Below are 11,568 nucleotides of genomic sequence, written 5' to 3'. Positions count from 1 at the left end.
TTCCCGATGCGTTCGATCAGCGTCATCCTGAGCACCACTCTTGACGGCGTCGTGCAAGGCCCCGGTCGCGGCGATGAGGACACCCAGGACGGGTTCGACCTGGGCGGCTGGGGCAACGGCTACGGCGACGACGTTCTGGCGCGCGAGATGGGGAAAGGCATGGACCGGCCTGGGGACATGGTGTTCGGCCGGCGCACCTGGGAGGACTTCGCCACCGCGTGGGGCCCGCGCACGGACGGGAACGTGTTCACCGCGCACCTGAACGCGGCCACGAAGTACGTCGTCTCCACCACCCTCGACAACGCCGGTGCCTGGCAGAACTCGGTGCTGCTGCGCGGCTCGGCGGTGGAGACTGTGGCTGAGCTGAAAGCCTTGCCCGGCAAGGATCTCGCGATCATCGGCAGCGTTTCGCTTGTCCGCTCGCTGCACGCCGCCGGACTGGTCGACACCTACACGTTGCTGATCCATCCGCTGACGCTCGGCAAGGGCGCGCGGCTGTTCGAGGGACCCGCGCCGCTGACCGAGTTCACGCTCACCGGGAGCGTCGCGACCACCACTGGCGTCCTCATCGCGCACTACAAGCGGCGCTGAAGTTATCCACAGGGGGAAGCCCGGTTGTCCACAATGGGGACAACCGGGCTTCCGGACGTGCTCGAGCGTTACAGCGCGCCACCCGCGACCGGGGGCATCCCGGCGTCCGCGCCGGCGTCGCCGACGGCCTCGCGGTGCAGGAACTTCTCGATCTCGTAGACGTTGTCACCCGCGCGGCGCGCGACCGTGACCAGCGTCGACATCTGGGAGATCTCCTCGACCTGCTCCTTGAGGAACCACTGGGTGAACTGCTCGCTGATGTAGTCCTCCTCGGCCCGGGCGGCCTTCGCGAGCGCGGAGATGTCGGCGGCGACCTCCTTCTCCTGCTCCAGTGCGAGCTCGATCAGCTCGAGCGGGGCGGAGAAGTCGTTGCGGACCTGGCCGGTGCCGGGGATCTCGACGTGGTGGTCCCGGTCGAGCATGTACTGGACGAGCGCCATCGCGTGATTGCGCTCCTCGACGGACTGCTTGTAGAAGTGCTTCGCGAGCTGCGGAAGGTCCTCGTTGTCGAACCAGACCGCGAGCGCGATGTACTGCTGGGAGGCGTTGAACTCGTTGTGGATCTGCGCCTGCAGCAGTTCGTAGAACTTAGAGCGCGGTTCTTTCTTCGTAGCGGCCATGTCCATCACGGTACGTCAATGTCCGATTGTTTTCCACTTTTGGCTGGTGATCTCCACCCTATTAGGGTTACCATTCCTCAAGAAGGAAACACTTATTTTGGTTAGCCTTCCCTTAATATGTTTGCCCTTATTAAGGAAAGGCTAACTTCGCCCGTCCGGGGGTCAGTGCCGCTTCGGCGGGGGATCACGGCGCACCGGGCACGACATGCAGCGCGGGCCGCCGCGCCCGGAGCCCAGTTCGGACCCGGTGATCGGCAGCACCTCGATGCCCGCCGCGGTGAGCCGTTCGTTGGTCTCCGCGTTGCGTTCGTACCCCACGACCACGCCCGGGGCCAAGGCCAGCGTGTTGTTGCCGTCGTCCCACTGCTCGCGCTCCGCGGTGACCGGGTCGAGGCCGGTGTCGATCACCCGCAGCCGGTCGATCTCCATCGCCTCCGCGGCGGCTTCGAGGAATGGCGTCGGGCCGGCGACTTTCACGCCGCCGTCGCCGGTCGGCTTGATGGTGAACGCGGTGAGGGAATCGCGCGCGAGCGGATACATCACGACGGCGTCGACATCGACCATCGTGCACACGGTGTCGAGATGCATCGTCGCGCGCGATTGTTCGATCGGCACCGCGACGACGGTATGCGCGAGTCCGTCGGCGAATACGGAACGGGCGAGCGATTCGGCGCCAGCAGGCGTCGTGCGTTCGCCGACGCCGATCGCGACGACGCCGGGGGCCAGCAGCATCACGTCGCCGCCTTCGATCGGCGCGGAATGCGCGCCGTAAGCGCGGGCGGCGTGGCGGAATCGCGGATGGTAGGCGTAAATCAGGTCGAGCAGCGCCGTTTCCCGCCGCCGCGCGGGCATGGTCAGCGACGAGATCGCGACGCGGTCGCCGACCCACGCCGACGAATCGCGGGTGAAGAGCAGGTTGGGCAACGGGTCGACGGCGAAGTCGCGCGGGTTGTGCATCATCCGCACCAGCGACGCGCCCTCGGCGGAGGGCAGCTCCTCGAACGTCATGCCCGCCATCAGGACCTCGGCGAGCGTGGGCGCGTCGACGCTCGTCAGGTGCGACCTGAGCGAATCCGCGAGGTCGTTGCCGAGACGCCGGTCGTCCACCGCGGCGTGGACGCCGGCGGCGTGCGCGCGCTGATCTTCCAGTGCGGTGCGGAGAACGTCGGCCAGCAGCAGCACTTCGACGCCGCGGCCGCGCAGGACGTCGGCGAACGCGTCGTGTTCCTGCTGCGCGCGGCTCACCCACGGGATGGAGTCGAAAAGGAGCTTGTCGTTGTTGCGGGGAGTGAGCCGTTTCAGCTCGTTTCCCGGCCGGTGCAACAGGACTGCCCGCAGCGGCCCGACTTCGCTGTCCACCCTGGGAGGTGCGGTCATCTCGCTCGTCTCGCTCACGAAGTGCGAGCCTAATGAGCGGGCATCACGGGAGCCAGGAAAGACGGCCTTTCAGCAACGAATAGCCGACGAAGGACACCACATCGAACAAAGTATGCGCGGCGATGAGCGGCCACAGCCGGTTGGTCCGCTGCCACACCCGGCCGAACACCAGCCCCATCACGAGGTTGCCGACGAACCCGCCGAACCCTTGGTACAGGTGGTAGGAACCGCGAAGTACCGCCGCGCCGAACAGCGACGCGTTCTCGCGCACGCCGAGCTGGCGCAGCCGCGTGAGCAGGTAGCCGATCACGAGCACTTCCTCGGCGAAAGCGTTGCCGAACGCCGAAAGCGTCAGCGCGATCGGCCGCCACCAGGTGTCGCCCAAAGTGGACGGTTGCACCGCGAGGCTGAAGCCGAGGTGATAGGAGATGAAGTACAGCGCGAGCCCGGGAATGCCGATCACCGCGGCGATTCCGACGGTGACGAGCGCGTCGGAGCGGATGCGGCGGCTCAGGCCGATTTCCCGCAGTTTCAGCCCGGCCCGCCACAGCAGGTACAGCCCGAGCCCGCCCCAGCCGATCAGCTGCGCGGCGCTCAGCAGCTGCTGGAGCAGGTCCAGCAGGCTCGCGGCGGCGCGCGGGACGTTGAGCTGGACTTGCTGCTGCGCCAACGGGGTCGGGCGCAGCAGAGAGTCCACAAGGGACAGCAGACTGCGCGCACCGGACAGCCCGAGGGTGATGCCGAAGACGAGGACCAGCTCGATCTTGATGCCGCGCCGCTCGCGGGCGTCGGTGATCGGAGCCGGGAACGCCGGAAGTGCCGGATTGAGCCACGATCGCAGGCCCGATGGCCCTCCGGAACGCTCTGTGGTGCGCATGAACGCACGCTACCGTCGGGGTATGCCGAGGACTATCGCCACCAACACGAAGGTCGAGCGCGCCGAGCTGGTCGCGTTCCTCAAGCAGCGGCACCACGCGATCCTGGTGACCACCCGCGCCGACGGACGGCCGCAGCTGTCCCCGAACACGTGCGGCGTCGACGACGAGGGCCGGATCGTCATCGCGACGTATCCGAAGCGCGCGAAGGCGGCGAACCTCCGGCGCAACTCCCAGGTGTCGGTGTGCGTGCTGTCGGATGAGTGGAACGGCCCGTGGGTGCAGGTCGACGGGACCGCGGAGGTGATCGACCTGCCGGATTCGGTCGAGCCGCTGGTCGACTACTTCCGCAGCATCTCCGGCGAGCACCCGAACTGGGACGAGTACCGCGAGGCGATGCGCAAACAGGGCAAGAGCCTGATCCGGATCACGATCGAACGCTGGGGCCCGATCGCGACCGGCGGCTTCCCTCCGGAGCTGGCGGACGACTGAGGTCCGTGAAGGACTCCTTGAGGGAATCAGATTCCCTCAAGGAGTCCTTCACGACCAGTCAAGCTTCGCCGTGCTGGTGGCGGAGGAACGGGCAGCCGAGCAGCCGCCGCAGTTCCGCCGCCAGCTGCGGCGGGCTGTCGACAGTCCGGGAGAACGCCAGGCGGACGTCGTGGTCGCCCGCCGCCGATTCGACGCGCAGGCGCAGGCCGTACCGGTCGAGGCCGAGCGGGCGGATCCGCCCGCCGCGCAGGTTCGCGGGCAGGTGCCGGGCCAGCTGTTCCACCACGTCCGGATGGTCGCTTTCCAGGTGCCGCAGCCAGTCGGCCTCGTAGTCGTGGAACGGGTCCGGCGGGGCCGCGCTGAACATGTGCGGCCGCAGGGAATGCGTGCCCTCCGCGTCGGCCAGGACCAGCGACGCCGGGGTCAGCCGGAGCAGCGTGAGGCCGTGGCCGACGTCGAGGAGCCGGTGGTCCGGCCGCTGTTCGGCGATCGACACCGCACGCGCGCGGGCCGACACCGCCGTCAGCGGCCGGAGCCATCCGGTGATCCACAGCAGGCCGCGGACCGGTTCCCGCAGCGCCACCGGGGCGTGGTCGGCGAGCTCGACCATGACGGCGAGCTCGCCGCGTTGAGCCTGCCGGGACGCGCACACCATCGGGTGGTCGTCCGGCAGAAGAATGCTGACGCTTCCGCTGTGGTGCACGTGATGCAGGACTGGCTCGACGCGTTCGGCTTCGCAGCCGGCGCTTTCGACGGTCGGCATGATCGTCGCCGGGCCGCCTCGGGTCGCGATCGTCTTGGCGCGTTCGGCGGGGTTCGGCGCGGGCGGGCGGCGCACGGATACGGGTGCCTCGGTCACGGCTCACCTCCTACTTAGGTGAGCCTAACCTGAATTGCCGCGCCAAGGGAAGAGCGCGAGCGAAGATCACCCACGGGGCGGGAAAGTGCTGGTCAGGGGATCGACAGAACGGCGGGGCCGGGCGGATTCGGTCGAGGGGGGCCGGTTGATCCGTCATCGAGAGGGCCTCGGAACGCGTCCGCTGAGCGAACGATTTTGTCCTCTTGCCGTACGCTACTAGCGTGTCAGTCGTGTCAAGCGCTGTGGAACTCACGCCCCCCGGCCCCCGTGGAATTCCTCCCCTGTTCGCGCGGCTCGTCGACGACTCGGCGCTCTTCCCGCCCGCGGACGTCGCGATGCCGGAGGCGCTTCGCGCGCACTTCGCATCGCGCGGCGGGAAACACGCCGGGGTACTCGGGGTTTTCCTGTGCCAGGCCTCGCGGCTGCCCGAGCTGATCACCGAGCTGATCAAGATCAAACCCAAGGAGCCGCTGCCGCTGTCGCTGATCATCGACACCGGGCTCGGCGGCGTTCCGAAGGCGATCTCGATCGTCGAATCGCGCAGCGAGCTGCTGTCGCTGCGGATGGTGGAGATGCCCGCCCCGTCCGACGTCGACGAGGTGTGGCTCGAACGCGTCTCGGAGTTCGTGCCCGAGGACGTCATCCGCGTCGTCGAACCGCGCCGCGGCGTCGGCTGGCTGGACGGCGTCCGCAACGTGATCGAGCACGGCAGCTGGCCGAAGATCCGCTGCGGCGGCAAGGCGGGGGAGAACTTCCCCAGCGTCGACGAGGTCGCCGACTTCCTGTCCGTGGTCAGCGGCTCGCCGGGGGCGTCGTTCAAGGCGACGAACAGCCTGCACCGCGCGGTCCGGCACGTCGACGCGGAGACCGGCTTCACGCATCACGGCTTCCTGAACCTGCTCGTCGCGTCGGCGCGCTGCCTTTCCGGCGGCGACGTCCGCGAAGCGCTGGAGTCGACCGACGGCAAGGCCCTCGCCGACGAGGCGCGCGCGTTGCCGGAGCCGGCCGCCAAGGCGGTGCGGGAGCTCTTCGGGTCGTACGCGGCGGCGTCCTTCGACGAGCCGGTGGCTGACCTGGGTGAGCTCGAGCTGTTGTGAGCACGGAGGGGTCGCTGACCCTCGACCGCGGTCTGGCGCTGCTGCAGGCAGTGGCCGATTCGGGCGAGCAGGCGGCGACCATCTCCGAGCTCGCGGTGACCATCGGTGCGAGCCGCGCGGCGGTGTACCGGCTGCTGGTCCCGCTGGCCGAACGCGGCCTGATCTGGCGAGACGGCACGAAGGTGCGGCTCGGGGTCGGAGTGCTGCGGCTGGCCGGTCAGGTGCTGCCACAGCTGCGCGAGGCCGCGCGGCCGGTGTTGCGCGAGCTGGCCGAGAAGGTCGGCGCTACGGCGCATCTGACGGTCGCGCAGGGCGATCACGCGCAGGCGGTCGCGGTGGTCGAGCCGTCGTGGACGAGTTATCACGTGGCTTACCGGGTCGGCAGCAGCCACGCGCTCGCTGCCGGTGCGGCCGGGCGGGCGATGGCATTGCGGCCCGGCGGCACTGACAAGTGGGTCGTTTCGACGGGCGAGATCGAGGCGGGCGCTTCGGGGGTCGCCGCGCCGGTGCGCGGGGTGCCTGGACTGCGGGCGAGCGTCGGGGTGATTTCGCTGGAGCCGTTGGCTTCGGACGAGGTCGGGCCGCTGGCGGTAGCGGCGGCTTTGAAGCTGGCCGAGGTGCTGCGGACCTAGCGGCGGGACGCGGCGACGAGCGGGCGGACCATCGTCAGCAGCAGCGCCAGATCGACCGTGAACAGCAGCCGCTCGAACAGCCCGAGCGTCACTTCCTGCTGCGCGGGTCCGGTGATCAGGGTGAAGACGAAGCCGCCCAGCACCACCGCCACGCTGGCGAAACTCGCGGCGGCCAGCCAGCGGATGGTCGTGCGGCGCGGCTCCCACGGGCACGCGCGACCGCCGCGTCGGGTCAGCAGCCAGGCGGCAGTGGGGAGCGCGAGGAACGCGGTGAGCGCGGCGGCGTTGTGCAGCTGACCGTCGAAGGAACGGGCTTCGCCGTTGGGGTCGACGGGGACCGTCGCGCAGATCGTGAGGCCGGCGCACCAGACGCCGAGCAGGAGGACGACCGCGGGCGAACGGCGAGCCTTGACGAGCCCGGCCAGCAACGCCAGCGAACCCAGCGCGAGGGCCAGGCACATGACGGTGAACAGCCGCGCGGCGGAGTGGTCGCCGAGCCTGCCGTAGACGTACTCCGAGAGCGTCTGCCAGATCGGGCTGATTTGCGCGGAGAGCCGCAGGTGCAGGTCCGTCGCGATGAGCACGGCCGCCCCGATGCCGACCAGCGCGAGCCTGCCGTGGACCGGCGAAACCGGAGACGCGGCGGCGCGTGAGGTGGTCGGCACGGGCGCTCCTCGGCGGTCATGGCGGAGGCCATGGCGTCACCGGGGGTTCACCTGGTCCTCGTTCGGGGGTTCCGAAGAGGTTACCTGGCGTTCCTGTGAAACCGCGGTTACCAGAGCAGCTGGGCCAGCGCGAACGCGGCGAACCCGGCGAACACGAACCCGGCGACCCGCTGGATCAGCTTGGGCCGGATCCGGTCGCGGATCTTGGAGCCGATGAACACCGCCAGCCCGGCGACCGACACCAGCGCGACGAACGCGCCGACCCCGACCGCGAACGGGTTGCCGAGGCGGGCGACGAGACCGGCGGTCGCCAGCTGCGAGGCGTCGCCCCACTCCGCGGCGAAGAGCACGCCGAACGACGTGAGCGCGGAGCGCAGGAACGAAACCGGCCCGGGTCCGGAACGGGAGGCGTCCTCGCCCGCTTCGCTGCCCTCGCTGAAGCCCTCGCGCAGCAGCAGGAACGCGCCGACGCCGAACATCGCGGCGACCAGCACCGAAACAAGGGTTTCCGGCAAGAGCGTGAGCAGACTGCCGAAAGCCACCGCGATCACGCATTGCACGGCGAACGCCACGCACACTCCGGCGAATACCGGCCAGGCGCGGAAACGGGTGGTGAGCACCAGGGTCGCGACGAGCGTCTTGTCCGGCAGCTCGACGGCCAGTACCAGGCCGAACGCGCTGAACAGAGCGATCAATGCGGGAGACATGGGTTCGTGCTCACCCCTTTCACTGCAACGATAAAGGGGAGATTCAGAAAACCGCAAGCTGATGGGTTTCGCGAATTGCCTGATAAGGTCGGCAGAATGCTGGCCGCCGGTGCTCCGGATTATTTTTTTCGGTGCGCCGAATTCTGTTTTCCGGCTGCGGTACGGTGCGGGTCATGTCTGCTGACCACGTCGTCGTCATCACCACCGTCGACTCCGAGGCCGCCGCGCGCACCATCGCCGCGAGCGCCATCGAGGCCCGGCTCGCCGCGTGCGCCCAGATCGTGGGGCCGATCACCAGCGTTTTCCGGTGGGAGGGCGAGGTGCAGACGGCGGCCGAATGGCGGGTCGAGTGCAAGACGGCCGCGGACCGGTCCGGCGCGCTGGAGGAGTTCCTGAACGTGCGGCATCCCTACGACCTGCCCGAGGTCGTCGTCACGCCGATCGTCGGCGGCAGCCCGCGGTACCTGTCGTGGCTCGTGGAGGAGACGCGCTAGCCGCCACCTGATCGGGGGTAGCTCCGCTCTTTCTCCGCGCGGGGTTTCGGCAGGTCGGCGGGACGTTGGTCCCGGCTGGTTCAGGACGTGTTGAACTGGCTGGCGCGGGTGTCCGCGCGGAGGATCGAACCCGTGGATGTCCTAGAGCTCGCGCGGTGGCAGTTCGGCATCACCACCGTCTACCACTTCCTGATGGTCCCGCTGACCATCGGACTTTCGGTGCTGGTCGCGGCCATGCAGACGGCATGGGTGCGCACCGGCAAGCCGCGGCACCTCAAGATGACGAAGTTCTGGGGCAAGCTGCTGCTCGTCAACTTCGCCATGGGCGTCGTCACCGGGATCGTGCAGGAGTTCCAGTTCGGGATGAGCTGGAGCGCCTACTCCCGGTTCGTCGGCGACGTGTTCGGCGCGCCGCTCGCGATGGAAGGCCTCCTCGCGTTCTTCGTCGAGTCGGTCTTCCTCGGCCTGTGGATCTTCGGCTGGGACCGGCTGCCCAAGAAGATCCACCTGGCCTGCGCCTGGGCGTTTTCGCTGGCCACGATGGCTTCGGCGTACTTCATTCTCGCCGCGAACTCGTGGATGCAGCACCCGGTGGGCGTCGAGTTCGTGAACGGCAAGCCGACGATGAACTCGATCGGCGCGGTGCTGACGAACAACACCGCACTCGCCGCGATCCCGCACACGCTGGCCGGCGCGTTCTCGGTGGCGGCGGCGTTCCTGGTCGGCGTGGCCGGATGGCACCTGTGGCGAAAGCGCGCCGCGGAATCGGACGAACACCGCGACGTCTGGCGCTCGTCGCTGCGCCTCGGCGGCTGGGTCGGCGTGGTGGCGTTCGCGGTGCTGGCGATCACCGGCGACGCGCAGGGCAAGCTGATGTTCGAACAGCAGCCGATGAAGATGGCGTCGGCGGAAGCGTTGTGCCACACGGAAAAGCCGGCGAGCTTCTCGATCATCGCGATCGGCGACGTGGCGAACGCCAACTGCGAGGACGTCAAGACGTTCAACGTGCCCGCGTTGCTGTCCTTCCTGGCGCACAACGACTTCTCGACCGAGGTCAAGGGCGTGGAGAACCTGGTTTCGGAATACCAGGCGAAATACGGCACGAACTACCCGAACGACCCGGCGCTCGGCTCGCTCGCGGGCAAGCCGATCGACTACGTGCCCAGCCTGCCCGTGACGTACTGGGGCTTCCGGATCATGATCGGTTTCGGCGCGATCTCGGCGGGCATCGGCCTGCTGGCCCTGTGGCTCACCCGGCGGGGCCGGATCCCCGGCGGACGCTGGTTCCCGCTGATGGTGCTGGGCGGCATCGCGACGCCGTTCATCGGCAACAGCGCTGGCTGGATCTTCACTGAGATGGGTCGGCAGCCGTTCGTGGTCGCGCCCAATCCGACCGGCGTCGAGGGCATGTGGATGTTCACCGCGCAGGCGGTTTCGAAGCTGACCGTCGGCGAGGTGCTGACGTCGCTGATCTCTCTGACGGTGCTGTACGCGGTGCTGGGTGTGGTGGAGCTGTACCTGATGCGCAAGTACGTACGGGGCGGGGTGGACGCGGTGATGCCGCCCGCTGCCTCTTCTGATTCCGGCGGTTCTGATGATTCCGAGGACTCCGATGGTTCCGATGACCAGGCGCTTTCGTTCGCCTACTGACCCGGTGGAGCGGGCCGGGGTGCCGCCAGAAGACCCGGAGGGCCGGGTCTGGGCGCGGCCCGCTCCACTGGCCTGGACCGAGAACCTGGGCGCTCCGGGGGAGACCGCTGCTGCGATGGAAACGACGGAGGTGGAGATGAACGTGACGCTGGGCAAACTCGACTCGGCCCCGGCCGGACAAGCCGCTCCCACGGCGAACCTGCCCGCCGCAACGACGCACCACCTCACGTCCCCACCCGCGGTACCGGGCGCCCCCACCCCAGCTCACACCGCCCGGCCGCACCAACCGCCGCGAACTCTTGCCCCAACCCCTCCCCGCGCGTACGCAGCCCCCACCCTCACCGGGGGGACGCCCCGTACCCAGCGTAATCGGGTCGTGGCTCTCGCGGGTTACCCACAGCGAATCTGTGGACAACTCGCTGGGTTGTGGATAACTCAGGGCCATCGTGGGGACAACCCGGTGGCCGACCGGATGACGCCGGCAGTCGCCGGACGAGGTGAGCGGGGATGACACTCGAAACGCTGTGGTTCGCGATCGTCGCGCTGTTCTGGCTGGGGTATCTCTTCCTCGAAGGATTCGACTTCGGCGTCGGGATGCTGCTGCCGGTCCTCGGGAAAACGAACACCGAGCGGCGCGTCCTCGTCAACACGATCGGGCCGGTCTGGGACGGCAACGAGGTCTGGCTGATCGTCGCGGCCGGGGCGACCTTCGCGGCGTTTCCCGGCTGGTACGCGTCGCTTTTCTCCGGCGCGTACCTCCCGCTGCTGATCGTCCTCATCGCGCTCATCGGGCGCGGCGTCGCGTTCGAGTACCGCGGCAAGGTCGACTCCGAACGCTGGCGGCGAGTCTGGGACCGCGTGATCATCATCGGTTCCTGGGTCCCGCCGCTGGGCGTCGGGCTGCTGCTCGCAACCACCGTGCTCGGCCTTCCGCTCGACGCGCAGGGCAACCGCGTCGGGTCGCCGTTCGAGTCGGTCCGGTGGGACACGCTCCTCGGCGCGGTGGCGATCGTCGGGTTCTCGCTCGTGCACGGCGCGGCGTTCCTTGCCCTGAAAACCACCGGTGACCTGCGGGAACGTGCGCGCACCCTGGCGCTGCGCATCCTCCCGGTCGGACTGCTGCCGCTGGTCGCGTTCCTGGTGGTCGTCCAGGTCCGCGAAGGCAAACTGTGGACGCTCATCTCGCTCGTGATCGTCGTCCTCGCCGCGGCGGTGGCGTGGCTGCGGCTCCACGCCGACCGCGACGGGCAGGCGTTCGCCGCGCTCGCGGTCGTCATCACGGGTGCCGCGGTGACCTTCTTCGGCGCGCTCTACCCGAACGTCCTTCCGTCCACATTGGACCCTGCGCACTCGCTGACCGTCATGAATACCGCGGTCAGTCACTACACACTGACGGTGATGACCTGGGTCGGCGCGTTCGGCGCGCCGGCGGTGCTGATCTACCAGGGCTGGACCTACTGGGTGTTCCGCAAGCGCATCGGCGTCCAGCACATCCCGGCGACGCACTGA

Annotated in this window: 13 protein-coding genes; 7 read left to right on the top strand and 6 right to left on the bottom strand. The window is 68.8% G+C overall.

The genetic code is table 11. From position 1 onward, the window contains the following. The first annotated feature begins 6 nt into the window (after positions 1-6). On the top strand, positions 7-591 hold the full coding sequence (locus tag ABZX37_RS39895) for a dihydrofolate reductase family protein (protein ID WP_354748658.1): 585 nt from the start codon (positions 7-9) through the stop codon (positions 589-591). Between the two features lie 68 nt (positions 592-659). On the opposite strand, the gene ABZX37_RS39890 is transcribed toward ABZX37_RS39895, so the two are convergent. The 3 genes from ABZX37_RS39890 to ABZX37_RS39880 all read right to left on the bottom strand — a co-directional run bounded on the left by ABZX37_RS39890 (position 660) and on the right by ABZX37_RS39880 (position 3,465). Continuing rightward, the gene (locus ABZX37_RS39890) at positions 660-1,211 is read right to left on the bottom strand and encodes a ferritin (RefSeq protein ID WP_344281950.1); all 552 of its coding nucleotides are present in this window, start codon (positions 1,209-1,211) and stop codon (positions 660-662) included. Between the two features lie 162 nt (positions 1,212-1,373). Continuing rightward, positions 1,374-2,570 (bottom strand): arginine deiminase, encoded by a 1,197-nt coding sequence (locus ABZX37_RS39885; protein WP_354748690.1) that lies wholly within the window; start codon positions 2,568-2,570, stop codon positions 1,374-1,376. Between the two features lie 61 nt (positions 2,571-2,631). After that, positions 2,632-3,465, bottom strand: a complete 834-nt coding sequence (locus tag ABZX37_RS39880) for a CPBP family intramembrane glutamic endopeptidase (RefSeq protein ID WP_354748656.1) — start codon at positions 3,463-3,465, stop codon at positions 2,632-2,634. Positions 3,466-3,487: 22 nt separating this feature from the next. On the opposite strand from ABZX37_RS39880, the gene ABZX37_RS39875 reads away from it, so the two are divergent. Next, complete coding sequence (locus tag ABZX37_RS39875; RefSeq protein WP_354748654.1) at positions 3,488-3,955, top strand: PPOX class F420-dependent oxidoreductase; 468 nt, start codon at positions 3,488-3,490, stop codon at positions 3,953-3,955. A 58-nt stretch (positions 3,956-4,013) separates the two neighbouring features. On the opposite strand, the gene ABZX37_RS39870 is transcribed toward ABZX37_RS39875, so the two are convergent. Then, a complete protein-coding gene (locus ABZX37_RS39870) occupies positions 4,014-4,814 on the bottom strand; it encodes a DUF2470 domain-containing protein (RefSeq protein WP_354748652.1) in 801 nt (266 codons plus the stop codon). Positions 4,815-5,056: 242 nt separating this feature from the next. Between ABZX37_RS39870 and ABZX37_RS39865 the strand changes: the two genes are divergently transcribed. Together ABZX37_RS39865 and ABZX37_RS39860 are read left to right on the top strand one after the other, a co-directional pair. Continuing rightward, positions 5,057-5,911, top strand: a complete 855-nt coding sequence (locus ABZX37_RS39865) for a hypothetical protein (protein ID WP_354748688.1) — start codon at positions 5,057-5,059, stop codon at positions 5,909-5,911. Beyond that, entirely contained in the window at positions 5,908-6,543 is a 636-nt protein-coding gene (locus tag ABZX37_RS39860) for a helix-turn-helix domain-containing protein (RefSeq protein ID WP_354748650.1), read from the top strand. Before ABZX37_RS39865 ends, ABZX37_RS39860 begins: the two co-directional genes overlap by 4 nt. On the opposite strand, the gene ABZX37_RS39855 is transcribed toward ABZX37_RS39860, so the two are convergent. After that, the gene (locus ABZX37_RS39855; protein ID WP_354748648.1) at positions 6,540-7,208 is read right to left on the bottom strand and encodes a DUF998 domain-containing protein; all 669 of its coding nucleotides are present in this window, start codon (positions 7,206-7,208) and stop codon (positions 6,540-6,542) included. The genes ABZX37_RS39860 and ABZX37_RS39855 overlap by 4 nt on opposite strands. A 107-nt stretch (positions 7,209-7,315) precedes the next feature. Beyond that, positions 7,316-7,915 (bottom strand): TMEM165/GDT1 family protein, encoded by a 600-nt coding sequence (locus ABZX37_RS39850; RefSeq protein ID WP_354748646.1) that lies wholly within the window; start codon positions 7,913-7,915, stop codon positions 7,316-7,318. A 173-nt stretch (positions 7,916-8,088) separates the two neighbouring features. Here ABZX37_RS39850 and cutA point away from each other — a divergent pair, with 173 nt between their 5' ends. The 3 genes from cutA to cydB all read left to right on the top strand — a co-directional run bounded on the left by cutA (position 8,089) and on the right by cydB (position 11,568). Next, a complete protein-coding gene (gene cutA / locus ABZX37_RS39845) occupies positions 8,089-8,409 on the top strand; it encodes a divalent-cation tolerance protein CutA (protein WP_354748644.1) in 321 nt (106 codons plus the stop codon). 132 nt (positions 8,410-8,541) lie between these two features. After that, positions 8,542-10,059 carry a cytochrome ubiquinol oxidase subunit I gene (locus ABZX37_RS39840; RefSeq protein ID WP_354748642.1) on the top strand — a complete coding sequence of 506 codons (1,518 nt, stop codon included), beginning with the start codon at positions 8,542-8,544 and terminating at the stop codon, positions 10,057-10,059. Between the two features lie 507 nt (positions 10,060-10,566). Then, positions 10,567-11,568, top strand: coding sequence for a cytochrome d ubiquinol oxidase subunit II (cydB, locus tag ABZX37_RS39835; protein ID WP_354748640.1), 1,002 nt, complete (start codon positions 10,567-10,569; stop codon positions 11,566-11,568).

Source organism: Amycolatopsis sp. NPDC004079, from assembly GCF_040610415.1.
Lineage (GTDB): Bacteria > Actinomycetota > Actinomycetes > Mycobacteriales > Pseudonocardiaceae > Amycolatopsis > Amycolatopsis halotolerans.
Note: the sequence above shows the minus strand (reverse complement) of the source record. Positions and strands in the feature narration are given on the sequence as shown.

Bases quoted from the DNA above. Each gene is read 5' to 3' on its own strand.
- ABZX37_RS39875 (WP_354748654.1), top strand. From the start codon at position 3,488: ATGCCGAGGACTATCGCCACCAACACGAAGGTCGAGCGCGCCGAGCTG.
- ABZX37_RS39890 (WP_344281950.1), bottom strand. From the start codon at position 1,211: ATGGCCGCTACGAAGAAAGAACCGCGCTCTAAGTTCTACGAACTGCTG.
- ABZX37_RS39880 (WP_354748656.1), bottom strand. From the start codon at position 3,465: ATGCGCACCACAGAGCGTTCCGGAGGGCCATCGGGCCTGCGATCGTGG.
- cutA (WP_354748644.1), top strand. From the start codon at position 8,089: ATGTCTGCTGACCACGTCGTCGTCATCACCACCGTCGACTCCGAGGCC.
- ABZX37_RS39895 (WP_354748658.1), top strand. From the start codon at position 7: ATGCGTTCGATCAGCGTCATCCTGAGCACCACTCTTGACGGCGTCGTG.
- ABZX37_RS39850 (WP_354748646.1), bottom strand. From the start codon at position 7,915: ATGTCTCCCGCATTGATCGCTCTGTTCAGCGCGTTCGGCCTGGTACTG.
- cydB (WP_354748640.1), top strand. From the start codon at position 10,567: ATGACACTCGAAACGCTGTGGTTCGCGATCGTCGCGCTGTTCTGGCTG.